Below are 26,796 nucleotides of genomic sequence, written 5' to 3'. Positions count from 1 at the left end.
ATTTTTACCCCATCCAGAGTAGATATGGTCTTTTTTGAAACTATATGACAATAGTCCAATCTAGATTGGCAAATCGGGCAGTTTGAAAACTCATGTTTGTTGTATTTTTTTCAACAGCAACTTAACGATTTTCGTCCGTATTTTCTCACCATCATTAATGTATTTATTATTTATATTTCACCATAAACTTGATGAGGTTGCGATGTAAGAGCCGTTTAAGAAAAAGATATTAATGTTAAGCTGGATGGATGTACTCCTCTTTACTCAATATTTTTTCAAGTGCCAACACCAATGAAACTCAAGCTCAATTCGTATTCTGGGCGCAATCACGACTAAACGCGATTGAATACTTGTGCATAGCCATAGTTTTCTAATTCGTATCAAACATTTTTTCATTATGCTTCTAGGAATAACAAAAAACACTGAAAATCCGTCAATTTATAATCGATGGATTTTTAGTGTTTTTTAGTAGTATCTGTCGTGAAAAGGACCAAGTACTCATTAAACCCTGAGTATTTTTATAATCCGTTACCGTTTTTTAGTTCTTTTAATCGTAAAACGAGATTTTCGAGCCATTCCTTTGTATGCTTTGCCCGACTTAGTGAATGGTCTCCTATATATTTAAAACCCAAATATTGATCAGAACGCTCATCTATTTGCGGTTTAAAACTTAAATACCTTTCCCATGTTAAGCGATTCTTTTCAAGCTTTCTTTCTATAATTGAAATCACTTTTTCAATCTCAACATGCTTAATATTGACGAGTGCAATATACATATCGGAAATTTCAGTCCCGTTTTCAAACGAATTATATATTTGTATTTTCAACTCTTCTCGCCCTTGTTCGGTGATTTGAAAAACATGCTTGTCTGGACGGTTTTCTTCCCTAATCGTTTCAACTGGTATGATATGCCCTTTAGCAGCTAACTTTTCGAAATGATAATAGAGCTTGTTTTCATTTAAGCCTGTAAATTGATCTATTGGAACCGGTTCAGACAATCTTTTTTTCAACATATAGGGATAGCTGTTTTCTTCTGCTAATACTCCTAAAATATAAACTTGAATCGACATGTTAAAACTCTCCTTCAGTCGTCACTTGCCTTTAGTTTATCAAATTTAAGCAATACTTTCAGTAGTCACGGGTACCTTTTTATGAAATACGCTAACAATCCCTATATTAATAATCAGTGCAACTAGACCAACTAACAACAAACTAAGATGTGATCCTAATGCATCGCCACCACCGTACATAATAGCAAAGTCCGCTTGCACTGAATAATACATTGGTGAAATATGACTTAACCATTGGTATGGTGCATACATCATTTCACGTGTCATCGCTGCACCGTTCGCAATTGTTTGCATAAGTAAGAATGGTATATTTAAAATCATACCTGCTTCACCAACTAGTAACATGAATATAGAAGTGAATTGGAAGCTTACGTAATAATTAAGTGCATGATGTCCCCATAACGTGAAGAATGTTTTAACACCATGTCCATCTACAAAATACGCAATACCAAGACCAACGACTGTTGCAACAACTCCAATCAGAAGTGCAGTCAGCTGCATGTAAATGAATAGCTTGGTTTTACTTGCCTTACCACGACTTGCTCTAAATGCACCGACTAATTGCATCGCCCCAATCATTGCACCTACATAACCCGCCATCGTTAGGAACATCGGAGCCATTGCGTTATGCATGCCTAGTGGGATTTCATTAATCTTTACTACGTTCTCCGTAACTTGGTTTTGCATAGCTGTAGCCATAGCTGCTGCTTGTTCTTCTGGTACATTTAAGTTCATTAACACACCAGTTGCATATTCCTCAGAAAATTGCTTATTTAAAGTTGTACTAATTTCAGAAACGACCGAATCCATTGTTGACGTCACAACAGTTGGGCCCGCTTCATTAATTGTAAAATCAATACTTGATGACGCTTCACCGTTCATAACATCTTCAGAAAATGTTTCTGGGATATGAATCACGAGCTTTAGAACATTTTCATCTAATTGTTTTAACGCTTGTTTATTTGTTAAATCGGTTGCAATTTCTTCGAAAGGAAGATTTCCCTCTAATTGTTCCGCAATAGAAGCACCAACTTTGCCTGCGTCGTCATTAATAATCGCAATTGGTAATTGGTTTATATTGTTGGGAATAGCAGTATACCCCGGCATAAATGAAACGAGCATCGCAATTTGATAAAATATCCCCATGAAGATTGCTCCACGAGCACCCTTCGTCTTTAAAAAATTCTTGAATTTCATAATAACCACCTTAAGCTTTATTTTTACCACTTTAATTAAAGTACTTTTATTATTATACATTATTTTGATAGTGAATAAGAAATTGATTGTGACAAAATAGAGTCAATCCAACATTGCATAGCAAAAAAAGCAAAAATGGTGCCATGTTCTGAAACAATTTGAATTGTTTCAGAACATGGCACCCTACACTTATTTTTTAGTTTTAATAACTTATCCTTGAATTCTCTTGCTTGCGAGTCTAGTTGATGTTGCTTATTTTTTAACAAGCTCTTTAAGAAATTTTTTATATGCTTCTATACTGTCATAATTTATCGTATTAAAACTCCCGCCAATAACCAGCAAACCAAAATTATTGAAATACTTTAGAAAAAGAACCCTTGCATAATATGAATTGTGTTATGCGAGGGTTCTTCAAATTTCATTTTTCTCAGTAAGTACTCATCAATACGCTAAACTAAATAACCCTTTTATATGTGCCAAACAACGCACGTTGCCGGCTTCCTTCATCAATGGGGCTGGCATACCTTTAAGGGATGTACCGTTAGCCCCAATAGAAGCAACACCATCTCTACGGCCAAGACTTGCACGTTGTTCCAAAGTTTGTAGGGCTAAATGCTTCCATGTATTTCACACTAACTCGCGAAAGAAATAATTAAACATTAAACTATCTGTTTGATTTATCTTGGATTTGGGCGTATATTGTTCAATGGAAAACCGAGCAGAGGTTTTAATCCATTATACTTCAACAATAATTTGGTTATATTGCTGCTGTAAGGTTCGGTTTAATTTAAATAATATAGCAAAGGGGAATAGCAAATGACAGCACAGAATAATTCAACAAACCCTGCAGAAGAAATAGTGAATGTACCTTCAAATCAAGAAAAACTAGACATTCTTGATCAACTATTAAAACCTGAAGTGCAAAAATCATTAACTGCCTTAGTAGAGCAATTGCCAAAACTAACTGAGCTTCTCAACATTTTGAATAAATCATATGATTTTGCTCAATCTGTTGCAACCGATGATGTATTAATAAATGATACATTGGGTTTCATTAAAGAAATAGGCGAACCGGTAAAGGACTCTGTAAAAAGTATTGCAGCCACAATGATCGAAGCCAAAGACCTTGCCGAGGATAGAACCGAAGTGATTGGTCTTTTTGGTCTTCTAAAAATGATGAAAGATCCACAGGCACAAAAGCTTTTCCGTTTTGTGAATTCATATCTACAAGTAGCAGCTGAACGTGACAACAGAAGATAATTCTTCTACTCCAAGATGATAATGAAGGGGATAACAAAATGTCAAAACGCATTGTAATTTTAGGCGCAGGATATGGCGGTCTTCTAACTGCTCTCACTGTACGCAACTATCTATCAAGTGATGACGCTACAATCACTGTTATCAATCAATATCCAACACACCAGATTATTACTGAATTGCATCGACTTGCAGGTGGGACAATCTCTGAAAAGGCCGTTTCGATGCCTTTAGAAAAGCTTTTCAAAGGAAAAGAAATCGACCTAAAAATAGCAAAAGTCGAATCTTTCTCAGTCGATAATAAAGAGGTTAAGGTTTCTGATGGTTCAACATTAAAATATGATGCACTTGTAGTGGCATTAGGTAGTAAAACGGCTTACTTTGGTATACCAGGGCTTGAAGAAAACAGCATGGTGTTAAAATCAGTGGATGACGCCAATAAACTCTACAATCATATGGTAGGGAAAATCAGTGAATACGCAAAATCAAAAAATGAAGCCGATGCAACCATTGTAATCGGTGGTGGTGGTTTAACCGGTATCGAATTAGTCGGGGAAATTATTGACCATATGCCAAAAATCGCAAAAGGTTTTGGTGTCGATCCAAAAGAATTGAAAATCAAACTTGTTGAAGCCGGTCCAAAAGTATTACCCGTATTACCAGATCATTTAATCGAACGCGCAACTGCAAGCCTAAAAGCACGTGGGGTAGAATTCTTAATGGGTCTACCAGTAACAAATGTGAGTGGTAATGAAATATCGTTGAAAGATGGCCGTACAATTGTAGCAAATACGTTTGTATGGACGGGCGGTGTCACAGGTAATCCATTGGTTGGTGAATCGGAGCTTGCAGTAGATCGTGGCCGTGCAACTGTTAATGAGTTTCTTCAATCAAGCTCACATCCAGATGTATTTGTTGTAGGTGACAGTGCTGTTGCCTTTCCTTCTGAAGGTGGGCGTCCATACGCACCTACTGCACAAAATGCTTGGCAAATGGGTGAGCTTGTAGGATATAACTTATATGCTTATTTACAAGGAAAAACTTTTGAAGCCTTTGATCCAACAAACTCCGGTACATTGGCAAGCCTTGGTCGTAAAGACGGTGTGGCTTCAATCGGAGCTAACGGTACATCACTCAAAGGTTTACCAGCTTCATTAATGAAGGAAGCAAGTAATGTACGTTATTTAGCACATATCAATGGGTTATTTAGTTTAGCATATTAATGAGATAGATTGGTCATGTGGTGATGTTTGGGTTTTAATAAGGCGACTGGCAGCACGCAATACTTTTACCCACCCCAATGATAGTACTGATTTTACAAACCTTTCTACATCAAAGCTATACCCAGTTGGATCGAGCACACACAATTCACACGCATCTTTCAAACAGAAACCCATATTGAGGAAATCTGAGAGAGTAGATGAAAATCCCTGTGTTCTGACTTTTCGTTATTTAAATTCTAATTTATAATTATTTCATGAATTGGTAATAAAATAACAAATAATACTGATGATTTTTATATTTCATTGGTGCGTTCAATTTAATTATGATATACAAATTTTCGTGTAAACAAATAGGTAGATCCCAAAAAAAAGGAGTGTTTTTCATGGTAGGAATTATGGAAGGAAAAGCAGGATTAGTCACAGCATCGGGTTCAGGTATCGGTAGAGCATCTGCAGTTGCATTAGCAAAAGCAGGGGCAAAGGTAATGATTTCTGACGTAAGCGAACAAGCGGGACTAGAAACTGTACAAATCATCAAAGATAACGGCGGCGAAGCAGCCTTTTTCAAATGTGATGTAAGTAATGAGGAGCAAGTAATCGCACTTGTAAATAAAACAGTTGAAACATTTGGCAAGCTAGACTTTGCGCATAACAATGCGGGTATTAACAAAGGTCTTAAACCAATTGGAGAAATGGATTCTAAAGATTGGGATATTACACTAAAAGTAAATCTGTATGGTACTTTTTACTGCATTAAGCACCAAGTCAACGCAATGCTGAAAACTGGCGGCGGTGCAATTGTCAATACGGCATCAGGTGCTGGTATTGAAGGTTCACCAAACATGGCTCCATATACGGCATCTAAACATGCAATCGCTGGTTTAACTAAATCAGTTGCATTGGAATATGGGCAAAAAGGCATCACCATTAATTCTATTGCTCCAGGTGCAACTGTTACCCCTGCAATTGAAAGTTGGTCAAAAACAAACCCAGAACAATACAAAGGAGTACTCGCAACACTTCCAGCTGGAAAAATGTCTACAGCAGAAGATCAAGCAAATGCTGTTGTATTTCTATGCTCAGACCTTGCAAAATCAATTAGCGGTGTAACACTTGCAGTTGATGGCGGTTATACTGCAGGTAAAATGCAACAATAATTTCCGCAGATTTTAAACGTTTCTATATAAAGATTGGATCAGGCATGAAGCTTGATCCATTTTTTTTTTGCACTAAGGGGTTAATTGCTCGTTGACTTCGATTATTATCGATTTCTAAGCCGCCATCCTGTAAAAACATCGTTAGACGTGGCCACTGGTTTCGGCAATACTTGATGGCTTGTCCCAGACCACTTTTTAGGTGTGACCCGCGAACTTTGCTTTTGTAGCCATGTTGAAAAACATCCAGCACAGGCTGACTACGTTCAAGCCTCACTTCTTGGCGTTTATCTAGACTGGCATCCTTTAATTTTCGCTCGATGGCGAATAATTGATTTCAGAATTGGAGTCCTTCTTCCGCGGCGCAAGGTGTTTCTTTATTCCTTGCTTCTGTGGGTAGCTCAGTGAGTGCTTCGTCAAATTGTCTGCGCGCATGTGCCCACCTCCCTACCAGTTTCACCTTCGGTATATCATTGTCCCCCTGATAAGCCATCCGTTTATATTGGCTATTTGTATACTTGATATAGATACAATAATTTTATAAACAATCCCGTTAATCCACTTAAAAAAATAGTCCCCATCTTCCGTATCCTAGTGTAGGTCAAATTGTCTTTTGATTAATTACCCGATACGGTTTGTATAGCAAGTCCCACAGCTTCTTGGAATATCTTTGAGGCTTCCTGTCTTTATGCCTTTTCAGTTTTATATACCTTTTCCCGCGCTTTGTCATACTCAATCATAGCCTTGTCTATCTTTTTCTGTAGTTTTTCATCAGGATCACTTTCTTTCTTTAATTCCCTGGACTCCTCATTTTTATGACTCGCCTTTTCCTTGTATTTCTGCAAGTGACTATGATAATCTTCGTTGATGTCCTTTATTTTCTCGCTAGCAATGAATTCAAAGTAGAGCTGATTGTATGCCGCGATCAGTGCTTTGTTTTGCTGGTACACTTCATTACGATTAAAATTGTAAGCGTCTTGTTTATTTTCTGATACAATCGCTATCCTTAATTTCCTAATGGTTCTTACGCAATTTTAGTGAATTTAACTAGGCTTATGGAAGTCAATCATCGAGTATTTTTTGAATATTATTACCCACCTAATAGTTCTATGCACGCTCGTACATCCGCACATGATTCGTTTGATCAATTTAATCGATTAAATTGATCAAACGAATCATGTATTAACTTACTATTAAATGAAAACAAATTTGTCGAATGAAGATACTTTTATTTTCTTGTTACATTGCTGTAACATAAGGAAGTTATGATATGAATGGAAGAAGGATGCAGGATGCAGGATTAATTAACGAAAAAATAAATGGTGTTCAATTAGAAGGAGAGACAAAATGAAAATAGTAAAAGTAGCATTGATGGCAAGTATTTTGCTGGTGGCTTTGATTTACTTCGCACCCATTAAAGAGATTGCTATTCCAATAGAGAAGAAAAAAGAAATTCAAACGATTGTAGATGAAACAAGCCATGGGAAAGTACAAGTAGATTGGCGAAACGTAGCCGCGATCGCGCTTACTGAATATCGACTAAGTTCTATATCTAAAAATGAAATTAAAATCATTACAGAACGTTTTATAGAAAAGAGGGAAAATGACTATGTATTAAAAGACATGCAACAAGTGACCAAGGATATGAAATACAATCAAAAGCAATTAAAGCGTGTTAGCTCGTACCTGAAGCAATTAGCTAGTGAAGGGGACGTAGCAGCGAAAAACAATAAAAATAGTATGCAACGAAATTTTATCGAGAGTATTGAAGATTCAGCAATCAAAAATTATAAATCGTACAAAATCTTGCCATCTATTACAATCGCACAAGCTATACTGGAATCGGATTGGGGAAGGTCACAATTATCAACTCAATATCATAATCTTTTTGGTATCAAAGGATATAATTGGAACGGGAAAACAGCGAATTTAAGTACAAATGAATTTTATAATAAAACTATCAAAGATGATTTCAGGATTTATGAACATATATATGAATCCGTAGAAGATCATGGTTTATTCTTATCGGAAAATCCTCGTTATAGAAAGCATGGATTGTTCTCTTCCAATACATATATGGAGCAAGCTAAGGCTTTACAAGAAGCTGGGTACAGTACTATAGAAAATGAAAATGGCGAGAGAATATATAGTAAGCAATTAATAGAATTAATTCAGCAGTATCAACTACAGTTAATCGATAGTCATGTTCAGCTTAAATATGCATGATTTCTTCTTTGTATAGAATCGGTGTCTTTGAAATTACCCCTATAGGTAAACCATTTAAAAGTCTTTTTTTGATTGAATGACTGATTTGAATGTAAAAAAAGATAGGTAGCATACGTTTTACTCTACATGTAATCTGGTAACAGAAACAAACATATAGTACATCCTTTCAAAAATAATTTAACGTTAGATGATAAGTTAGACAACCTTAATAAGCGTATGCGGTATACCATTGACCGGCTTGAGGGATTGATATTTGCGGCGAATGGTCTCATAAATGGTTTGAATAATAGTAGTGCAACCAAGGCGTTGGTTTGCACTACTATTTTTTATGTATAGGTTAGGTAAAGAATGTCATGATTTACGAATTAGAATTAAACAAATCGTTATGGGTTTTCAGAACTTGGACCGCTACCAGAATAGTAGCCGACATGGAATTCGAAATGAAGATGTGATCCTGTAGAGCGCCCTATGCTCCCCATATTGGCTATTGATTGCCCTGCGGCTATTTCTGCTCCACTACTACACCAATACTTGATAAATGAGCGTAGACAGTTGTATAGGCTTGGTTACCGACAACATGTGTAATCATGATCATATTACCGTATGAATCATGCGCCTCTATACGTGAGACAACTCCGCCCCCTGCCGCAACAATAGGCGTTCCTACACTATCGGCATAATCTAAGCCACTGTGCTGCTTGTCCTTCTCTGTAAAGGGGTCTAGCGCTACCAAACGCACAATAACCATCTATCAGTCACTTTGATGATGGTTATTAAAGTTTTGTCATTTCGGAATCGTCATCACGTCTCAAAAAAGTCAATGGAGTTCAATTCAGAACAGACAAGCAACGTCTTCGTATCACTTTTTTTGTGTAGAAAATGTGTAGAAACTTTTATACACAAAAAAAGGAAAAAAGCCTCAAACCCTTAGTACTAAAGGATTTGAGGCTTTTTTCAGTTGGTTCAAACTTATTCTTTCTGAACCTTGATATGTCCCAGGAGGGATTCCAATATCCAGTTAAAGCATTGCTATCACTGATTTTATGCCTTAGTTGTGTAGAAAATGTGTAGTGAAAAAACAATTAAATATTTTTTCACATCTTTGTAAACCGCTTAAATCAATCAGCAGCTTTTATAATCACTGGCGGATAGTCATCCTTTCTCCACTCTAAATTCAATAGTATCCTGTAGTACGGCCATTTTCGTCAATAAAAGGAAGAATGCCAACGAAAATCGTATGCAACATAGCCCCTCTTACAACCGGATGTAATTGACTAACTTCCACATTATCCCAATCACTAGTTGCTGCTTCTTTTCATGAATAAGTTATGACGCTGGGGGTGTATGCTTTGCCCCTCAAAGGAACACCTGTTAATCATGGTACACACCCGCATATTCATCCCTATCCTCTTTAATTAAGACACCTAGTGAAATGGCATGAGGGTCACTCAAGTAGTTCAAATACAATTCAGCTAACAAATACATCCCCGAATTCCAGTAATGGAGTTCGGGGATGTATTTTGGTTGCTCATTTAATCTACACTTCCCAGTAATTCCACAAGTATTTTTGCCGCATGTGCACGAGTTGTTGGATTGAACTTACCATTAGATCCAGTTGCCAAGTCTAGTTCGTAAAGCATCGAGATGGCATCGACTGTTTCTTTGTTATAGCTTCCAAAATCCGTGTAGGGTGCTTTGGATGCAGTGTATTTCATTCCAGTTTTGTAATCATACACGCGTTGGAACATCAGCTCAATTTGGGCACGTGTAATTTTATTGGAAGGCTTGAAATTTCCGTCGCTCCCTTTGATCATTCCATGTTTATGAGCAACTGCGATTTCAGCCTTCGTTTCGTCGGTTTGTAAATCGATTGCGCGGACGATGATCGAAACAGCATGTGCATGTGTTTATGAATCATTCGGTTTGAATGTGCCGTCAGGATAGCCTATCAAGATTCCCAATGCGGCGACTTGTTGGATGTAATGGTCTGTATAATAAAGACACTATTTGTACTCCCAAAAACAAACACGTCTTAATGCTTGGTCTAATTGAATAAAGCCAATTCATTTTATAATTGTTTTCATCACCAAATGAATATAGAATATACTTTTGTAGCCCTATAATTTGCGGATGAAGTAGGAACTTATTTAATCAATAAAAAATTTTATTTGGAGGTATATTATGAATTACAAAATAATTAACAAACAAGTATTTGAACAAGCACAGCTACGTTCGGTTTCAGACGTACCGTTCACCCAAGAAGAACTTCAAATCGGTATGAAGATAGCAGTCTCTAAGGAGGATAATACCCTTTCACTGTATTTAGTGGATGTAAACGGTCAGAAGAAATTCGATGTCCGTTGGGATGATTCATCCGAGCATTTCAACGGCTGGCATTCCGCTTGGGAAAATTTCTCTTGGTGCCTAAATATAGTTAGTAATTAACATGTTAATTTTTAGTTAATTCGGGTTGTTACTGACAAAGTATTTAATTTTCGAGTATCAGCGTCTTAATTGCGTCAGTATGAACAAAGTATCGAGAAAGAAAGACGGATATTAATCATAATTGGCGTAACTTGAATAATAACCAAATTTAACTAATTTCTAAAATCCCGCCCACTTGGGGGTTACATTTTGACTGAAGATTTTTATTGTGATGAAGGATTAAGCGGAAGTTTTTAATTTTCACTTTACCTTATTCTACGTTCTTCTTACACAAACCTGCACCTTTAGTTGAAGAAGAAAAGGGTGCTTAACTCATTTTTGAAGTAAAGCACCCGTTAGTTTAAGTGAGATGTTTCACAATACTTTTTTCATGGATATACACTTCAAATTTTTATCGTTTCTGCGGAATCGTCATTTCTTCCCACGAATAATTTGGTATAGTTGCAATCCATAAAGTATCTCCCGTGATATCCACATCCTGAACGATGAAATCAACCGCATCAAACACTTTTTCAGGTTTTTTTTCATCTTTCGTGTTGATGGAGTAAATAGCTTCACCTCTATGTGTATATCCGAATAATTCCTCTCCTTTTTTAATAAATTTAACTACCTCTTCCTCAACTTTAATGTTTCTCCAAATTCCCTCTTGAAGATCTTGGGTCCAAATTCCACTTTTCGTGGTAATGAATAGCCTATTCTTAATCACTTTCATATCCCAAGGTTCATCATTACTTTTCGGCATGGTTATCTCGTTCCACTCATCAGTTGTTTTTTGCAAAATCTTCCTTTTTTCTGTGAGTCCTATCAAGTCACCATTATCCGATATTTGAACCGCATAAAATGGTTTAGGAACGGTAGCTTGTGACCAACTCTCCCCGTGATTGGTCGTATAGTAAACCTTTCCATTTGATAGCACAGCAATATGGTTGTTGATGGAATAGTCGACGATTTCAATCGTGTGGTCTAACGAAAGGATTTTCGTTCCTTTACTTTTTGGTGTAATACCTGCCCATAATTCTTTTTCCGTGGCTGCATATAATTGATCATTCCCATCAAACCACGCGTGTGTTACATAGCTATTAGCTTGGAGTTCTGTCCATGTTTCGCCACCGTTATGTCTCCATTCAATAAAAGGTTGCCTGGTTGTACTAAATTGTGTTGGCTTTTTGTCTCCCCATACCACTAAATTGTTGTTTTTAGCGACAACCCCCATAATCGCCATCCCTTTTTTGGTTAGGTTATCGGTACCATTTCGTTTGGATAGTAATCCTCCACCGTATGGTAATTTATGAATGGCACTGACCACATCTCCGTTTTGGGCATTGAATGAAATTCGAGCAAAACGGTTATCTCGATCATTTCCTACCACGTCTAGAATGGGTGTACCATCGATACTATCAAGTGTAAAATGATATCCTGTTGCCCAGTCTTTCCCTTGTTTTAGTCCGTATTTATCCTTTGCTAGTTGGAGAACATCAGGGCTATCCAACTTAATCTCATCGTAGGGTATTGTTGGATCCGGAGATTGCTTACCCGGTCTAAAAAAGGTGATTTTCTTTTCTGAGATACCAATTATTACATAATCATCTGAACCTGGAACGTTAAAGAACATAGTCCATATAAAGCGTTTCCCTGTTTCTCCTCTCGAGCCTCCCTTCGTTTCATCTACACTGGTTACTTTTGTAAGCGTTGCGTTTATATTCCATTCTTTTGCTCGTTGCATTCCAATGTCAATCGCTTCTTTTAGCGTAACTTCACCATCTGAAGCGATTCCTTCACGACCAATTAAATTTACAAGAACTAAAAAAATGACTAACAAACATGAGATTTTTTTTAAGAAACTCAAAATTACCACCATCCTATGCTTAATGGGCCTGTTTAGGATGGAGTAAATACTACGTTATATACCCTCTTAGATCCAATATAAAAAACAAAATACCCTTTTATTAGAGAATCCTTCTTTAACTTAGCACTATAAGATAAAAGAGTCGTCTAAGAAGCCACATGATCTTAAACTAAACCAGCTATTAGGATGTCAATATTTTTCTCTAAAATACTTATTAACCCTATGTTATACTATTTTAAGCATGCCAAACAGCCCTCCAAAAACCTTTATGGAAGGTTTTCTCTCTTGTGATTAAAACCGTTAATTAAGCTATATCAAGGAAAGATTCTTTTCTGTTTAGTAATGCATAAATCCAATGAAGTAGTTTATTAATACAGGCTACAATCGCTACTTTGGCAGGCTTTCCTTCTGACTTTTTCTTATCATAGAATTCTTTAAGCTTTTTGTTCCTTGAACTTCTTATTCCGCATAATACGGCTAGATACAAGGCATGACGCAATCGGCTTGAACCTCTTTTGGTAATACGATTGGTTGTTGCAGTGAACTTTCCTGATGAATAAACTCTGGGATCTACTCCTGCAAAGGCAACCAGTTTTTTCGGATGACTAAACCGATCGATTTCACCTACTTCGGAGATAATCGTTGCAGCGATTTTTTCTCCTATTCCAGGAATCGATTGGACAATCTTGTAGTCTTCTAGTTCATTTGCCAAGGTCACAATACGATTCTCTAAAATTGAAAGGTGTCCTTGGTACTGAAAAAGCATCTCAATATACATTTGAAGATTGATTAAATGACTTTGATACACGACTTTTTGGAATGGATTTCGCGTTGCGGAATCCATTATTTTTTTTGCCTTTTCTCTTGCCCATCGGGAAGAACGACTAGGACAGAACTCTGCAACACGCACGGCTATTTTACTTTCCCCAGCCGATAAGACGGCTTCTAAAGTCGGAAATTCCTCTAACATCAATAAAGAAACCTTTGAATATAGATCACCAAAAACCTTCCGGTATTCAGGAAATACTTGATCTAAAATAGTATGAAACTGAAGCTTTGCTTCTACATACATGTTCGTAACTATCTCCTGTTGTCTTGAAAGATTTCGAAGATCCAAAAGCTGAAGTCCTCTGTTTTTATGAGGTTCAAAATCTTCTTTGTAATAAAGCACACACAACTGATACGCATCAATTGCGTCCGTTTTTACCTTTCTTAAACTGGACCTCTTAGCCTGATAAGAAATAATAGGGTTAAGCAAGATATATAAAACATCATGTTCCTCCATGTATTGAACAACAGGGGTATGATAATGACCCGTAGATTCTAGAATGACTATAGGCATTTGCCCTGTCATCTCTTCAATCTCTTTTAAGAATCCAATAAAGCGATGTAATTCCTCTCTGGTATGCTTAATCGAAAAGCTCTTTCCAAACGGTTTTGATTTATCTAAGAATCCCTGGACTTGGCTCTCTCCTTTTGCCACATCCTGGCCAACTACTGGATTCATTTTTATTCCTCCTCTAATTTTTACTAGCCAGTACCCCTAACCTTCTTGTAGTGTCATAGCTTCGCTTGTTATACGAGATCCACGTCCCAACCAGCCTCAAACATGTTTCTACAAGTAGGGGGTGGACAGTTTAGTGGACGGAATCACTGCCCCACACACCCGTACGTCCTACCCTGACTACTGGTATATTAAATACTATTAAAAAAAGGTCAACCAGTTATAACTGGTTAACCTTATAATACGAAGTACCCGTTAGTTGAATAAGAACAAGGACGATTACCCAACAATCGCGCCCGATTGTTGGGTAATCGTTCAAGGCATTTTCTCAATCAACTTTACTTTTCATACTTTTTATTTAACTCATCTTTTATATACGATGCCATGTCAATTGGAATTTCAATAACATCTTGGATTAACACTTCCCCCTTTTCAGACGTAACAGGCGTTAAGTGTACAAGCAACGTTTTACCATTATCAAAAGTAACTAAAGTAAAACTGTTTATTTCTGCACTATTAGTTGCAGTGCTTCTCACAGTTTCATACATCTCATTTATACTATCTTCATCGTATCCTTCTTGTACTAAGGATTGAAACTGTGCGTAATTATCTTGAACTGCATATTGTTTCATTAAAGAAGAAGTATTTAATGGACTATATGGCTCCCAAGCCTTATTATCATCCTCACTACATCCAGTTAGGAATATTGTAAGAAACAGCAAATAAATCACACATGATTTATTCATATATACACCCCTTTAGTATTATTCAACTATCCTGACCTTCAAATCTCCCCACAAATTCGATAGTAATTAAACATTCTGGCCCGATTGTTGAACACAAGTTAAACAACACTCTTCAACTAACCTGCTCCGTTAGTTGAACAAGGTTATCGGTCAACAACTAAAAATTTATTATCTTTTATGGTGTAGGTACCAGGTTTCCTTGAAAGCACAACGGTTTTGACCGCATATTTATCATTAGCAAATACTAATAAAAAACGGTCGTCTAGTCTATCAATCCCACCATTATCCCCTTTAAATTTGATGCTCATTGAATCTTCAATCGCTTCATTTGCTGTATAAGGTCCAAATACACTGACTTGAGTCCATTTAAAATTGGTTAACCCTGTTAAATCAATTTGTGTTTCTCCCTTTTCTAAAAGGGAGTCAATTTCTTTAGCTAAACCCGTGTCTTGACTAGTTCGATTTCCTAATAAATTAACAGCTAAACCTATAACGGCAGTAATAAAGACTACATAAACTATCTTTTTCATAAGCCCCTAAGCCCCCCTATCACCTAAATTTTACATACCTTATTTAAAAAGACGCCAGATAGAGAGTGTAAGATTCCAAAAGTTAGATTTGGGGGTCATTTGAAAACCTTGTTGTACTAACCTGCTCCGTTAGTTGAATAACCATTTGTTATCATAGTACCATGATTATCCAATTAGAAGGCTTAAAATCACGAGGGTTTGCTACTACACGTTATGTTCCTACTGTGCGGTACTCACATACTGCGAATTAAAAAAGCCAACAAATAGTATGTTGACTTCAGTAATCCTTATTAAACTATCAACAAAGGATTTGATGTTGGAGAATAAATTTTGAAGACTCTAGTTCTTCCATTCCACACTTGTTATTCCGTTTACTTCTTTAAATCGTTCTTGAGGTGACCATTTTACCACACATTATCCATATAGATTTCTGTTAGAAAATTTATTTACTCGTATTTTTTTAAAACAATTGCCGCATTATGACCTCCGAAACCAAATGAGTTAGATAGCCCTGTATTTATTTTCACTTGGCGAGCTACAGACGGCACATAATCTAGATCACATAATGGATCAGGATTTTCTAAGTTAATTGTTGGAGGAACTATCTGTTCTTTTATGCTCATTGCTAAAGCAATTGCTTCAACTCCACCAGCTGCCCCTAACATATGACCAAGTATAGATTTATTTGCTGTTATTGGAATCTGATAAGCTTGCTTTCCAAAAAGCCGCTTAATAGCCATCGTTTCAGAGATGTCCCCGACTTTTGTACTTGTTGCATGGGCACTAATAACATTAATTTCTTCAGGAGATATATTGGCATTTTTTAAAGCTGATCTCATTGCAAGATATGCCCCTTTACCTTCTGGGTGTGTAGCTACCATATGGTGTGCATCTGAACTTGCACCATATCCTATGACTTCTGCATAAATCTTTGCCTCTCTACGTAAAGCATGAGATAAGGATTCTAAGATTAGAATTCCAGCTCCTTCTGACATGACAAATCCATCTCGATTTTCATCAAATGGACGACTAGCTTTAGTTGGATCATCGTTTCTTGTTGATAATGCTGTAGCATTACCAAAGCTTGCTATTGATAAGTCTGTTATAGCTGCCTCTGTTCCACCCGCAAACATAACGTCAACTTCTCCAGAACGGATTAGTCTAAAAGCTTCTCCGATAGCTGTATTTCCAATTGCACAAGCGGAGACAGGAGACATAGAAGGTCCCATGGCGTTCCATTTGATACTAATTTGTGCAGCAGCAGCATTAGAAATCATAGCAGGTACTAGAGTTGGGCTGACCCTTCTTGGTCCCTTCTGTCTAAGCGCATCAACATTTTCAATTAGGGTTTCAAGTCCCCCAATACCTGAACCTACGTATACGCCTAATCTTTCTTCGTCCATACGTTTGAGATCTAACCCAGAGTCTGACCAAGCTTGTTCGGCTGCAGCCAAAGAAAATTGAGAAAAGCGATCTAAACGTCTTGCTTCATTTTTTCCTAAAATTTCATCTGCATTAAAATTTCGTATGGTACCTGCAATTTTTGCCTTGTGATTAGTAACATCAAATGTATCAATAAGGGATATACCAGACTCCCCTTTAATCAAATTGTTCCAAAATGTTTTGATATTGTTTCCTATCGGAGAAACTACTCCCATACCGGTAATCACAACTCTTTCCATTTTTCATTCCTCCAAATCAATAATATACTTGTATTTTACATCCTATTTATCCTATTACAAGAGATTGTTTATCCTGGTATAATTAATGCTAGGTTAAATTGATATGATGAGGAGTTTTAAAAATGAATGATAAAACTAGGCTTGAAGCATTGTCGACATTCTTAAAAGTTAAGCGTGCCCAAATTAAGCCAGAGTCTATTGGTTTGCCTGCTGGATCCCGGAGAAGGACCCCTGGGTTACGAAGAGAAGAGGTTGCACAATTAGCAGGTGTAAGTACCACTTGGTATACATGGCTAGAGCAAGGAAGAGATATTAAAGTATCTTCAAGCGTACTTGATTGTATTTCTACAGCTTTGCAATTAAACAATGATGAAAGAAACTACTTATATGACCTGGCATTAGAAGTGAAATCAGAAATTACAAATCCAAAAAAAGAACAATTAGAGCTAAGCCCTTCTCTAAAACGGATACTAGCTGAATTAACATATTGTCCGACTATCATTACGGATCGACATTGCCATATTGTGGCTTGGAATCCTGCAGCTGCTCTTATTTTTTTAGATTTTGAACAAATACCGAATGAACAAAGAAATTTGATTAAATTAGTGTTCAGTAGAAAAGAATTAAGATCATTGGCCGCCAATTGGGAACACTTTGCAAAAGGTTTTCTTGCCATTTTCCGTACCTATTATGGATACTATTTAGGTGATGAATGGTACAACCAATTTATTAAAGAAATGAGTCATTCTCATCCAGAATTCCAAGATTTATGGCTAGAAAGTCACGTGAGTAAGGCTCCAGAAATGATAATTGAATTCAGACATGCTAAGGCAGGCAAAATGTTGTTTAATTTAACTTCTCTCCAAGTTCAAGGTGATATGGATTTACGGTGCAGTGTCTATACACCTGTAGAGGAAACAGATACAGAAAATAAATTAAAGCGGTTAATGAAGATGGTTGCCGTTGAAATTTAATAAAGTAATTTCGTTATAGAGCAAGATAATAGAATAGCATATAAATTTAAACGTCTTTATTGTTATATTTATAAGTTGAGTGAAGTAACTTCCGTTAAAAATTATACTACTATATTTTAACCTCGACCTTACTTAGTTCGGGGTTATGCCTGTTTGAGGTATTAAAATTAATTAACTTTATTGTCACTTTACGTGGATTTCTGAGAACTACTTGATTTTTTGAATAAAAAAAATAAGACCGCCGAAATGATGGTCTTATTTAACTAAAGCACCCCGTTAGTTTAATAAGATTACTCTTTAATAACCTTAATTTTGCTTGCAATCTATACTTCAACTATAATCGAAATATAAAATGCAGAAAGGTCGGTAAAAATGAGTATTAATCCTAATGTAGCTGTAGTTGCCTCCCTCATTGGAGAAACCTCGCGGTCTACAATGCTTTCAAGTTTAATGGATGGTCGTTTTCATACTGCTAGTGAACTAGCCTTCATGTCTGCGATAACACCTCAAACAGCTAGCTTTCACCTATCTAAATTAGTAGAAGGCAACCTTATTAATGTTGAAAAACACGGACGGCACCGCTATTATCAGTTAGCCAATAAAGAAGTTGCACACCTTATAGAAACATTTCTCGCAATTTCTCCACTACCTGAAGTACGTTCTTTAAAACAATCTAACCAAGTAAAATTACTACAGGAAGCTAGAACTTGTTATGACCATTTAGCTGGAAAATTAGGAGTTGCTTTAACCGACTCAATGTTGAACGCCAACTACTTAAAAAAAGAAGACAGAGTATTTATTGTTACACCTAAAGGAGAGCAATTCTTTACTGATTTCGGCATCGATTTAACTGAATTAAAGAGAAAACGACGCTCATTTTCTCACGCGTGTTTAGACTGGAGTGAACGTCACTATCATCTCGGCGGTGCTTTAGGAAATGAACTGCTGACACACTTTTTTGAATTGAATTGGATCGTGCATGTTCCATCTATACGTGCTGTAAAAGTTACTGATAGAGGAAGAGAAGGATTTAAACAAATTTTTAATATTAATATGTAGTTAATGGGTCAAATCCCTGTCCTTAGTAGACAAATTAAGTTCGTTTTCTTTTTCTGCCCACTATAGGAAGAGGACCTATTCGCGCTTAACCAGATTATTTATTAATAAAACTTTCTTCACTACTTTTCTCTGCTGAAAATTTCGATTCACTAGATAGATACCCATTATTATAAACAAGCCACCAACTATAAGAGTGGGATATAAAGGCTCTCCTAATAGTAGCCAACCAGACAAGACACCAAAGAATGGAGCTAAAAATAAGAAGGCGCTCGTCTTCCCTGAATCACCTTTTTGTAAAAGATAAAACCATACAGCAAATTGAACAATAGAAGACATTATACTTAGCCATAATAAAATGGACAAGGATTCACCGTTCAAAATGAAAAACGGACTTTCAAGGGTAAAACTCCCAATTAAGAGTAGTAATCCACCAAATAGCATCTGATAAGCGGATAGGACCCATGTATCGAAAATCGCCCCCCACTTTTTAGCTAATAATGTGGCCAGTGCCCAAAACACGGCGGAAAAAATGCCGAAAAGAATACCAATCTTAAATTCAATTTGGGCACCCATTGTTATAATTACCCCTACCAACCCTAAAAGAACACCGATCCATTGATAACGTGTATAACGTATTTGCAGAAAAATGGTGCCAAATACAACAACAAGTAACGGATTCGTGAATGTTAGAATCGAGGATTCACTAGCTGTAATCGTTCGCAAACTCAAGAAAATACAGCCCATAACACCGGCTGTTTGGAAAGCTCCAATGATCAGCATCCTTATCCAATTCTCTTTAGATGCTGGATGTGGCCTCTTTAAAACGATAACGATGACTACCATTATGATTCCCGCAAGTATGAAGCGCAATGCTGCTAGCAGCAATGGGGATGAGTATGGTAAACCCATTTTAACGACAGCAAAAGACGAACCCATTAAAAATGTTGTTAAAAGTATCAACGATGTAAATTTGAAAGTATTCATTTCTTCTCTCCCTACATACTATAATGACCAATCTATGGTTATTATAACTGTAGATTACTTCAGCTAGTATCGAAGTATGGAATGCAATTCGTGAAAAAAAAACTGCCACAACCTCAAAGGTCATGGCAGATCATTCTACTATTTCTCTTCCGGATACCTCGTACTATCAAATCCACGATCCGTCGCATAATCTTCCAGCCTCCAAATACCAACGCCCGCTTTTTCCGACCGTTCTTGCGCTTTTTCAAATGCATCGATATAACGCGTATTTGGTGGATAGACGTAGCCTACGCGTGCCAGTCCTTCCTCCAACAGCTTCTCTTGAACACTCACACCTTCAAATAAATATAAGAGATTAATCGACCATATTTATCAACTCGTCCCCCGATATCGAATTCGATTTCGAGAAACGTATTCACTACACCAGCTGCTCCCCATAATTTAGATACTTGACTTGGGCAGAACGTGCCTCATTTGTTGAAGTTACTACATTTCCCTCTTTTCACCATCCAAATAGTAAAAGTAATAAGAAAAATGATTGTAGATTACATATAAACAAAATAGTAATGCCATTATCAAATTACTTCGAGGATTTTTGCAACATTCCTTACCACCTTCTCTAATAACATTCATTGTGTTTAGCTTTCTCTTCTTAAACTAAACTGCCACTTTAGTTGAACAACAGGGCGCTTAACCTCTTATTGAAGTAAAACTCCTGGTGCTAGTATGGAGTTGAAGAAGGATTTACAAGTAGGGACACCCTACTAATAACTATTTCTCTGATGACTCTTTGTACTTCTTATGCTCTTCCCTAACAAAGACAATAGCCTTTTCAACAGTTAATATATTTTCCTTGTGCCAATTCTCACCCATTTCTCTTACCAAAGGGTGAACCATTCCGATTTTATTACTAAAAATTGAAACATAATCTAGTAATACATATACTACGCCATCTTTTAATCCCAATAACTGCAAATCCTTAACAAGCTTTATATCATCCGCGGTTACAGTACCGTAGCGTTCTTTAATAAAATCAAAAGGTGTTGTAGATTTAACCTGTTTTAAATACCATTCGTCGGGCGTCATTCCAGTTTTAGCTATGAACTGTTGTTCGTTCCATTCCTCTATTGTCATTCCGTGTATTTCTTGAAATCGTTCTTCAGGTGTCGCCCCGTTTATTACTTTACTTTGTACTTTTTTCCTTCTATTTTTATCTATGGTCATTTATTCCCTCCTTAATATTCCCATCTACTCTTCTTCAACTAGCGCGCCTTTAGTTGGACAACGTAAAATTTTTTATCAAATTACCGGTTTAAAAGTAATGAAAAATCATAAAAAGCATTCAAAACATCATCACCTAATGGATGACCGAATATTTTACGTTTCAAGGTTCGCACCCTTCTGCAATAATTTCAATGTTGCAGTCTCCGCCAATAACATCGTATTATTTGCCTAACCAACCATCAAGAAACGCTCTATTTCCCTCTCCAAAATACTCAATAAAGAAGCGAGAAAAGGAGTTACTATCTACATACTTAAATTGGTATTCATTAAAGTAATCAGATAAAAATTGAATTGCTTCTTCTTGTCCTCCATGTTCTCTAAAAAAGTCCCTTAATAAGAGTGGAGTTTTCCCGTACATAGTGGATGTATATCCAGACTCTGTAAATTCATCTAACGCAAGATTTACTCTACCACTCGTACTATTAATTTTTGCCAGATTACTCGCAAATTCATACCCGATTGTATCGTCCTTATACTTATCTGTTAAGAACATCGAGGTAACAAATACTGCTAAACTTTCATCGAGCCATGCATCATGGTATGGATCATTCGAAACCATATTATAAAACCATTGATGTGCCATCTCATGAACAAGCGTGACCTCATAATTATCTTCGCTATTCGAAACTTCTACTACATTCGAATACTCCATATTCCCTCCATTGCCTATCAAATCTAGCTCAGCGTATGGATAATTCCCAATCTTTTTCTCGAAATAGGCAAAGGCAGCCCCTGCAACTTCAAGTTCTTCCTTCAAAATTTCACTTCTGTTAAGTGGAAGTAATAGCCTCATAGTAGTGTCATTAACTTTTAATGATTCACTGGTCCATTCCTTTGGATTTAAGAGTGCCATGTAAAAGTCCTTAATATTTTCTCCTTCAAGTTTCCCTGTCATGGTCGGACTAATTTCTCCATCTTCTACGGAACTAACCACAAGAAATTCTTCTGGAAGACTGTAGTTCACTTTATAACTACCATAACTTGTATGATATGACTCTCCTTTCATATCATAGTCTTCAATATTCCAGCCATTTTGGTAGTGTGCTAACATTGGATACCATTGAGCCAAATAGAAGTTTGCGTCCACTCTAGATAATCGGTTTCCATGTTCAGGTATTTTCATCGTGTAATCAATTTCCACTCGCTTCTTCGCACCTGGCATTAGCTCATTACCCAGTTTAAGTAACAGCTTATTGTTCGATAAATCGTATTGTATTTCTTCTCCTGATACCGTAACTGAAGTAATCGAAACATCCGCTGCGTCCTGTAAAATTTCAGGTTTATATTCCTCAGTGAACGCATTTGGAATAAAATAGAACCCAATATCATTCCAAGTATCTTGAGATTCATTTGTAACATCTATTTCCGCACTTATATGAAATAGTTTATTTTTATCTAATTCCATGTCTATTGAGTAAGTCCCACTTGCACCCGCGGTGATAGCAGTCTCAATTGAAGAATCGTTATTCTCTGCGGAAGGTAACTCCACATTTCCGTCGGACGGTATTGAAACTTCGATCAGTTCCCCTTCAGTTTTTAAGTCCGTTTTCTTCGTAACTTCTTCAGATGTTTCTTTTCCAAAATCGGTTTTTGCAATTACTAACAGCAAAAGAACACCAACAAATAATGCTCCTGCAAAACTAAAGACAACTTTAAATTGTTTTTCAGTTTTTTTAGAATGTATTAGTATGCCTTTAGCCCCTTCAATAGGTTGCATTTTCACCGCAATCCTAGATGGAATCCAACTTCCTAACATCCCTACTATAATTGGAATTAAACAACTTAATAGTGGTAACCATAATTCTGTTAGGGGTATAGGTCCATACATAAAGTAAATGATTATGAATGACAATACCCCACCAACTAATCCTCCAATTAGCCCTATAACTGCCCCCTCAGCTAACACCATTTTCTGAATATAGGAATTCTTCCATCCTAATGCTTTTAATAGAGATATCTCACTTCTACGTTCTTTAATATTTTGCCACATGATTTCCGTAGTGGTGAGTATCGAAATAATTAAAGAAATTGAAACAGCGATATAATGATATATCCCAACTTCCATAGAAACATACTGTCCTAACCAAGAGGTATATAAAACACCATTTAAACGGAAGGTGACAAAGATAAACATCATTAATAATGCAGTTGGTAAGGCTATTGCTAAGATGGAGACTACATTTCTTTGTAGCCTTCCCATAACTGTGTTGAAAACCATTGAAAATAAGCCTTTTGTTTTAATGACTCTTTTCCCAGGTAGATTAGTTTCACCTGCTCTCATCACATGCCAAGGGTGAATTTTATTAATTAAACGAGCAGGAAATAAAGGTCCAATTATATAAATAAGTAAAATAAAAAATGTCAATAAAAGAATCTCTGATATTGATAAAGTATCCGTTTCTTTAAAACTTAGCCCTAATTGAACCACGAAAGTTAATAAGGAAACAATTATACCTATTAACAAAGACTCTAGTAGGAGTAGATTTTTTAATTGCCTTGGTTTCCAGCCTATAGAAAGAAGAACCGCAAACTCTTGTTTTCTTGATAGATATGAAACTAAGTTGGTCGAGAATACATAAATAATTGCTACAAGAATAACACTTATAATTATTCCCGAGTACCCTAGTTTTGTTTCTTTAAAAATATTAATGGAAGCTCCCTTTTTAATCCAAAGTTGTTCCACCCATCCCACTTCTTCATTCTTTCCTACTTTAGGGATATTTATTAATAAAGGTTCTGGCGATGACCCTAACGTAATATCCGTATGCAGCCCTGTTTGTTTTTCAATTTCTTTTGCTACAACTTCTAATTTTTTCTGGCTCTCTTCGCCAATAGTCTTAACATTCTTTACCTTTATTCGAATCGCGGATATGGGCTTATCCCCCAAAATCTCGCTTGCAGCTTCGATGGTTGTAAGCATTGTAGGTGGTTGCATTAAAAATCCATAAATATTCGAATCAGAATTTATTTTTTGAGGTGGATTAATAGGTTGTTTGTCTTTATTTAAAATATGAGTTGCAGTTGGGATACTGTATGTTTCCATTGGTAATTCACTTAAAGGGTCCTTTGAAATGTTCAATTTTGATGGATCGTACAAACCAATTAAATATGGACTTAATCTCGGGTTACTTGCCATGCTTTCATCTGTCAATTGGGGTTTGCGGTAGGTATAGGCATTTCCCATTAACTCATTTGAAACGTCTTTATAAGGAATTACTTGAAGTGCTTTTTCCCACCTTTCTGGAAATGGACTTTCTATTGATTGATAGACAAGTGGTCCTGTTTTTTCACGGAGAACACTACCAAAGCTTAATGTAGATGAATCATCTTTTGTAATTTTTCCTCCTGTTTCCCTATCAATTCCAGTCAAGTTCTCTATTAAAGTTGTATGTATTTCTTCGGAGTTATAAGTATATTCTTTTGTATCTTTTGATGATAACGACTTTAAATATTCTTCTCCTCCATTTTTCGCAATAATGTCTAAGGACTTTTCCATTGACTCGTTGTTAAACGGAATATCTAATCTCTCTAGTTTGAAGTTTAAATTCTGATTTAAGAATGATCTATTAGATAAGAGTATGGGGAATCCGGTATTTTTCACATTTATCTCATTTCCATCTATCCCTTCGAAGCTGAAATCTGTTGAATAGACCATATTACTATCTGAAAAATACTCCTGTCCTTCTAGTGGCAATACGGCATTTTCTAAACCAACTAGTCTTGCTTCCTCAATTGGATCTACACCCGCTAATAAAACGTTTGTAAAACTTGATAGGTTATTTTCAAAAGCAATTATTCCGTATTTTTCACTTAGAGTTGGATCAGGATGTTCATAAATACCCTTTGAAAAATAAAACTCAGACTTGTCTTCTATAGAATCGAATCCTCCAAGATCTTGTGTTACACTCGTCAGTCTATAAATTCCAGGTTCCGAAATGACAAGGTTTTTTAATATAACATTATATCCAGTAAACCCAATCATACTAATAGGAGCTGCTACATCAATATCCGGGATTTGTTTAATTCTGTTGTAATCATCCAAAGAAATCCCACCAGAAATCCCACTTAAATAATTCGGATCAAAAAAATTGTCGTTTTGGGTGATACCTTTAGTACCTTCTGGTCTTACAACAATATGATAAGATGCATCCCATTTCTTCTGTAATGAATCAATTACGGTTCCTTTAGTTGTTTCAGATAATCCGATTAATGTGCTTAGACCCCCGCTGATTAATAAAGCACCAATCATCATCAGTAAAAATCGTTCCTTTTGTCTGATCCATCCTTTGACAATAAATGAAATCATACGGTTCTACCTTCTCGATCTTTTTTTATTGATCCATCTTTCATTTCGATAACACGACTTGCTTTTTCAGCTAATAAGGGGTCATGGGTGACAAAGATTACTCCACATTTTTTCTCTCTGTTTAATTGTTGAAGTAGTTCAAAGATAATATTACCAGTTTCCGTATCTAAGTTCCCTGTCGGTTCATCAGCCAAAATCCAATCAGGTTGAGCAATTAAGGCACGGGCAATTGCAACACGTTGTTGTTGACCACCAGATAATTGAGAAGGGAATGAATTTAACTTATCGGCCAGTCCTACTAAATTTAATAGCTCTATTGCTCTCTCCTTTTTATCAAAGTGAATGGTTCTATTAAATAAAGGAATCAAAACATTTTCTAAAGCAGTTAATGTCGGTAATAAATGAAATTGTTGAAAGACAAAACCAATATTGTTAAATCTAATATCAGCCAAGTCATCTAACCCAAGATTATTAATAAGTTTTTCATCAAAATAAAGCTGACCACTAGTTTGTTGATCTAGAGTTCCTATAATACTAAGCAAGGTAGATTTACCCGAACCCGAAGGACCCATAATAGAAACAAATTCCCCTTTAGTAAACTTAACATTCACATCAGACAGCGCCCTAGTCTCTACTCCATCACCCTTATAATGTTTTGACACATTTTCAACTTTAATATGTTCCATAATAGACAAACCTCCTAGTAGTTCCTCTTCAACTAACCACGCTCTTTAGTTGAAGTAGTAAAGGGTGCTTAACCCCTTTTTGAAGGAAAGCACCCGTTATTTGAAGAAAAAAAAACCCTATTCGCCAAGTTGAATCAAATACCTTTTTTCTTTCCCGTCATACTCAACAATCAAAATATCTCTTCTTTCTTTTGGTGCAAATATCTTTGCACCAACTGGTAATTTATTGGACATCCCTTCAGATATTTCTCCTATTTGTTCATCTTTTATTAATTCTTCCTCTTCAATCCAATCTACACCCGTACTATAAACTTTCCCATCAAATTCAAAGATGTCTGCATCTGGATTTAGTTTAAATGCTTGTTTCTTACTTAAATATCCCCCTTCATTCTGACCAGGACTTCCTATGCAGCCAATCAATATTGAGGTATTAAAAATAATATAAGAACAGTAGATAATAAACGCATAAACAGCCTTCTTTATATAACAGACGTAAATATTTGATAACCTGTTTCATCTTTATTTTTGAACTAAACTCCCTCTATAAACATTAATGTATCAACGGTTTCCATCACTTCTTGATGAATAGAAAATAATTTTTCACTTCATTTATAAACAGTGTT

Annotated in this window: 23 protein-coding genes and 3 pseudogenes; 7 read left to right on the top strand and 19 right to left on the bottom strand. The window is 36.3% G+C overall.

All coding sequences use genetic code 11. From position 1 onward, the window contains the following. Window positions 1–518: 518 nt before the first annotated feature. The 3 genes and pseudogenes from ACIQ0H_RS18675 to ACIQ0H_RS18665 form a co-directional block, all read right to left on the bottom strand. Complete coding sequence (locus tag ACIQ0H_RS18675) at window positions 519–1,070, bottom strand: PadR family transcriptional regulator (RefSeq protein WP_403418115.1); 552 nt, start codon at window positions 1,068–1,070, stop codon at window positions 519–521. A gap of 45 nt (window positions 1,071–1,115) precedes the next feature. Then, window positions 1,116–2,267 (bottom strand): YhgE/Pip domain-containing protein, encoded by a 1,152-nt coding sequence (locus ACIQ0H_RS18670; RefSeq protein ID WP_403418112.1) that lies wholly within the window; start codon window positions 2,265–2,267, stop codon window positions 1,116–1,118. Window positions 2,268–2,708: 441 nt separating this feature from the next. After that, a pseudogene (locus ACIQ0H_RS18665) lies at window positions 2,709–2,895 on the bottom strand (NAD(P)/FAD-dependent oxidoreductase); the annotation flags it as partial. A gap of 188 nt (window positions 2,896–3,083) precedes the next feature. On the opposite strand from ACIQ0H_RS18665, the gene ACIQ0H_RS18660 reads away from it, so the two are divergent. The 3 genes from ACIQ0H_RS18660 to ACIQ0H_RS18650 all read left to right on the top strand — a co-directional run bounded on the left by ACIQ0H_RS18660 (window position 3,084) and on the right by ACIQ0H_RS18650 (window position 5,904). Continuing rightward, the gene (locus ACIQ0H_RS18660; protein WP_403418110.1) at window positions 3,084–3,527 is read left to right on the top strand and encodes a helical membrane plugin domain-containing protein; all 444 of its coding nucleotides are present in this window, start codon (window positions 3,084–3,086) and stop codon (window positions 3,525–3,527) included. A 38-nt stretch (window positions 3,528–3,565) separates the two neighbouring features. Next, window positions 3,566–4,747: an NAD(P)/FAD-dependent oxidoreductase gene (locus ACIQ0H_RS18655; protein ID WP_403418107.1), complete on the top strand. Its 1,182-nt coding sequence runs from the start codon at window positions 3,566–3,568 to the stop codon at window positions 4,745–4,747. A 383-nt stretch (window positions 4,748–5,130) separates the two neighbouring features. Then, window positions 5,131–5,904, top strand: a complete 774-nt coding sequence (locus tag ACIQ0H_RS18650; RefSeq protein WP_403418105.1) for an SDR family NAD(P)-dependent oxidoreductase — start codon at window positions 5,131–5,133, stop codon at window positions 5,902–5,904. A 22-nt stretch (window positions 5,905–5,926) separates the two neighbouring features. Here the strand turns inward: ACIQ0H_RS18650 and ACIQ0H_RS18645 are convergent. Next, a pseudogene (locus ACIQ0H_RS18645) lies at window positions 5,927–6,226 on the bottom strand (IS66 family transposase); the annotation flags it as partial. A gap of 361 nt (window positions 6,227–6,587) precedes the next feature. After that, window positions 6,588–6,851 carry a hypothetical protein gene (locus ACIQ0H_RS18640; RefSeq protein WP_403418102.1) on the bottom strand — a complete coding sequence of 88 codons (264 nt, stop codon included), beginning with the start codon at window positions 6,849–6,851 and terminating at the stop codon, window positions 6,588–6,590. 397 nt (window positions 6,852–7,248) lie between these two features. Here ACIQ0H_RS18640 and ACIQ0H_RS18635 point away from each other — a divergent pair, with 397 nt between their 5' ends. Further along, window positions 7,249–8,127, top strand: a complete 879-nt coding sequence (locus ACIQ0H_RS18635) for a glucosaminidase domain-containing protein (protein WP_403418099.1) — start codon at window positions 7,249–7,251, stop codon at window positions 8,125–8,127. Between the two features lie 383 nt (window positions 8,128–8,510). On the opposite strand, the pseudogene ACIQ0H_RS18630 reads toward ACIQ0H_RS18635, so the two are convergent. The 3 genes and pseudogenes from ACIQ0H_RS18630 to ACIQ0H_RS18620 form a co-directional block, all read right to left on the bottom strand. Further along, window positions 8,511–8,875, bottom strand: a pseudogene (locus ACIQ0H_RS18630) (M23 family metallopeptidase). Window positions 8,876–9,659: 784 nt separating this feature from the next. Continuing rightward, window positions 9,660–9,965: an S-layer homology domain-containing protein gene (locus ACIQ0H_RS18625; RefSeq protein ID WP_403418457.1), complete on the bottom strand. Its 306-nt coding sequence runs from the start codon at window positions 9,963–9,965 to the stop codon at window positions 9,660–9,662. A 69-nt stretch (window positions 9,966–10,034) separates the two neighbouring features. Beyond that, window positions 10,035–10,106 (bottom strand): S-layer homology domain-containing protein, encoded by a 72-nt coding sequence (locus ACIQ0H_RS18620; protein WP_403418455.1) that lies wholly within the window; start codon window positions 10,104–10,106, stop codon window positions 10,035–10,037. Window positions 10,107–10,308: 202 nt separating this feature from the next. On the opposite strand from ACIQ0H_RS18620, the gene ACIQ0H_RS18615 reads away from it, so the two are divergent. After that, window positions 10,309–10,572 carry a hypothetical protein gene (locus ACIQ0H_RS18615; protein ID WP_403418096.1) on the top strand — a complete coding sequence of 88 codons (264 nt, stop codon included), beginning with the start codon at window positions 10,309–10,311 and terminating at the stop codon, window positions 10,570–10,572. A gap of 391 nt (window positions 10,573–10,963) precedes the next feature. Here the strand turns inward: ACIQ0H_RS18615 and ACIQ0H_RS18610 are convergent, their stop codons facing one another. From ACIQ0H_RS18610 to fabF, 5 genes are all read right to left on the bottom strand, one after another. Continuing rightward, a complete protein-coding gene (locus ACIQ0H_RS18610) occupies window positions 10,964–12,418 on the bottom strand; it encodes a WD40/YVTN/BNR-like repeat-containing protein (RefSeq protein WP_403418094.1) in 1,455 nt (484 codons plus the stop codon). A 304-nt stretch (window positions 12,419–12,722) separates the two neighbouring features. Next, complete coding sequence (locus ACIQ0H_RS18605) at window positions 12,723–13,925, bottom strand: IS110 family RNA-guided transposase (RefSeq protein ID WP_403418091.1); 1,203 nt, start codon at window positions 13,923–13,925, stop codon at window positions 12,723–12,725. Between the two features lie 335 nt (window positions 13,926–14,260). Next, window positions 14,261–14,668: a hypothetical protein gene (locus ACIQ0H_RS18600; protein WP_403418088.1), complete on the bottom strand. Its 408-nt coding sequence runs from the start codon at window positions 14,666–14,668 to the stop codon at window positions 14,261–14,263. Window positions 14,669–14,811: 143 nt separating this feature from the next. Continuing rightward, window positions 14,812–15,198: a hypothetical protein gene (locus tag ACIQ0H_RS18595; protein WP_403418086.1), complete on the bottom strand. Its 387-nt coding sequence runs from the start codon at window positions 15,196–15,198 to the stop codon at window positions 14,812–14,814. 446 nt (window positions 15,199–15,644) lie between these two features. Next, window positions 15,645–16,880, bottom strand: a complete 1,236-nt coding sequence (gene fabF, locus ACIQ0H_RS18590) for a beta-ketoacyl-ACP synthase II (RefSeq protein WP_403418084.1) — start codon at window positions 16,878–16,880, stop codon at window positions 15,645–15,647. Window positions 16,881–17,002: 122 nt separating this feature from the next. On the opposite strand from fabF, the gene ACIQ0H_RS18585 reads away from it, so the two are divergent. Both ACIQ0H_RS18585 and ACIQ0H_RS18580 read left to right on the top strand, forming a co-directional pair. Then, entirely contained in the window at window positions 17,003–17,854 is an 852-nt protein-coding gene (locus tag ACIQ0H_RS18585) for a helix-turn-helix transcriptional regulator (RefSeq protein ID WP_403418081.1), read from the top strand. A 372-nt stretch (window positions 17,855–18,226) separates the two neighbouring features. Then, window positions 18,227–18,913: an ArsR/SmtB family transcription factor gene (locus tag ACIQ0H_RS18580; protein WP_403418078.1), complete on the top strand. Its 687-nt coding sequence runs from the start codon at window positions 18,227–18,229 to the stop codon at window positions 18,911–18,913. A gap of 75 nt (window positions 18,914–18,988) precedes the next feature. Here the strand turns inward: ACIQ0H_RS18580 and ACIQ0H_RS18575 are convergent, their stop codons facing one another. The 6 genes from ACIQ0H_RS18575 to ACIQ0H_RS18550 form a co-directional block, all read right to left on the bottom strand. Continuing rightward, complete coding sequence (locus ACIQ0H_RS18575; protein WP_403418075.1) at window positions 18,989–19,897, bottom strand: DMT family transporter; 909 nt, start codon at window positions 19,895–19,897, stop codon at window positions 18,989–18,991. A gap of 138 nt (window positions 19,898–20,035) precedes the next feature. Further along, window positions 20,036–20,230, bottom strand: coding sequence for a thermonuclease family protein (locus ACIQ0H_RS18570; RefSeq protein WP_403418072.1), 195 nt, complete (start codon window positions 20,228–20,230; stop codon window positions 20,036–20,038). Between the two features lie 438 nt (window positions 20,231–20,668). Beyond that, the gene (locus ACIQ0H_RS18565) at window positions 20,669–21,121 is read right to left on the bottom strand and encodes a replication initiation and membrane attachment family protein (protein ID WP_403418069.1); all 453 of its coding nucleotides are present in this window, start codon (window positions 21,119–21,121) and stop codon (window positions 20,669–20,671) included. Window positions 21,122–21,341: 220 nt separating this feature from the next. Further along, window positions 21,342–25,487 (bottom strand): FtsX-like permease family protein, encoded by a 4,146-nt coding sequence (locus ACIQ0H_RS18560; protein WP_403418066.1) that lies wholly within the window; start codon window positions 25,485–25,487, stop codon window positions 21,342–21,344. Further along, on the bottom strand, window positions 25,484–26,173 hold the full coding sequence (locus ACIQ0H_RS18555) for an ABC transporter ATP-binding protein (RefSeq protein ID WP_403418064.1): 690 nt from the start codon (window positions 26,171–26,173) through the stop codon (window positions 25,484–25,486). Before ACIQ0H_RS18555 ends, ACIQ0H_RS18560 begins: the two co-directional genes overlap by 4 nt. A 117-nt stretch (window positions 26,174–26,290) precedes the next feature. Beyond that, the gene (locus ACIQ0H_RS18550) at window positions 26,291–26,593 is read right to left on the bottom strand and encodes a hypothetical protein (RefSeq protein ID WP_403418061.1); all 303 of its coding nucleotides are present in this window, start codon (window positions 26,591–26,593) and stop codon (window positions 26,291–26,293) included. Window positions 26,594–26,796 lie beyond the last annotated feature (203 nt).

This window comes from Sporosarcina sp. NPDC096371, from assembly GCF_044762865.1.
GTDB lineage: Bacteria > Bacillota > Bacilli > Bacillales_A > Planococcaceae > Sporosarcina.
This window is presented reverse-complemented; position numbering and strand designations above follow the sequence as displayed.

Coding starts and splice junctions, on each gene's coding strand:
- ACIQ0H_RS18595 (WP_403418086.1), bottom strand. CDS start 15,198: ATGAAAAAGATAGTTTATGTAGTCTTTATTACTGCCGTTATAGGTTTA.
- ACIQ0H_RS18600 (WP_403418088.1), bottom strand. CDS start 14,668: ATGAATAAATCATGTGTGATTTATTTGCTGTTTCTTACAATATTCCTA.
- ACIQ0H_RS18565 (WP_403418069.1), bottom strand. CDS start 21,121: ATGACCATAGATAAAAATAGAAGGAAAAAAGTACAAAGTAAAGTAATA.
- ACIQ0H_RS18650 (WP_403418105.1), top strand. CDS start 5,131: ATGGTAGGAATTATGGAAGGAAAAGCAGGATTAGTCACAGCATCGGGT.
- ACIQ0H_RS18555 (WP_403418064.1), bottom strand. CDS start 26,173: ATGGAACATATTAAAGTTGAAAATGTGTCAAAACATTATAAGGGTGAT.
- ACIQ0H_RS18605 (WP_403418091.1), bottom strand. CDS start 13,925: ATGAATCCAGTAGTTGGCCAGGATGTGGCAAAAGGAGAGAGCCAAGTC.
- ACIQ0H_RS18615 (WP_403418096.1), top strand. CDS start 10,309: ATGAATTACAAAATAATTAACAAACAAGTATTTGAACAAGCACAGCTA.
- ACIQ0H_RS18585 (WP_403418081.1), top strand. CDS start 17,003: ATGAATGATAAAACTAGGCTTGAAGCATTGTCGACATTCTTAAAAGTT.
- ACIQ0H_RS18635 (WP_403418099.1), top strand. CDS start 7,249: ATGAAAATAGTAAAAGTAGCATTGATGGCAAGTATTTTGCTGGTGGCT.
- ACIQ0H_RS18675 (WP_403418115.1), bottom strand. CDS start 1,070: ATGTCGATTCAAGTTTATATTTTAGGAGTATTAGCAGAAGAAAACAGC.
- ACIQ0H_RS18575 (WP_403418075.1), bottom strand. CDS start 19,897: ATGAATACTTTCAAATTTACATCGTTGATACTTTTAACAACATTTTTA.
- ACIQ0H_RS18580 (WP_403418078.1), top strand. CDS start 18,227: ATGAGTATTAATCCTAATGTAGCTGTAGTTGCCTCCCTCATTGGAGAA.
- ACIQ0H_RS18655 (WP_403418107.1), top strand. CDS start 3,566: ATGTCAAAACGCATTGTAATTTTAGGCGCAGGATATGGCGGTCTTCTA.
- fabF (WP_403418084.1), bottom strand. CDS start 16,880: ATGGAAAGAGTTGTGATTACCGGTATGGGAGTAGTTTCTCCGATAGGA.
- ACIQ0H_RS18660 (WP_403418110.1), top strand. CDS start 3,084: ATGACAGCACAGAATAATTCAACAAACCCTGCAGAAGAAATAGTGAAT.
- ACIQ0H_RS18560 (WP_403418066.1), bottom strand. CDS start 25,487: ATGATTTCATTTATTGTCAAAGGATGGATCAGACAAAAGGAACGATTT.
- ACIQ0H_RS18670 (WP_403418112.1), bottom strand. CDS start 2,267: ATGAAATTCAAGAATTTTTTAAAGACGAAGGGTGCTCGTGGAGCAATC.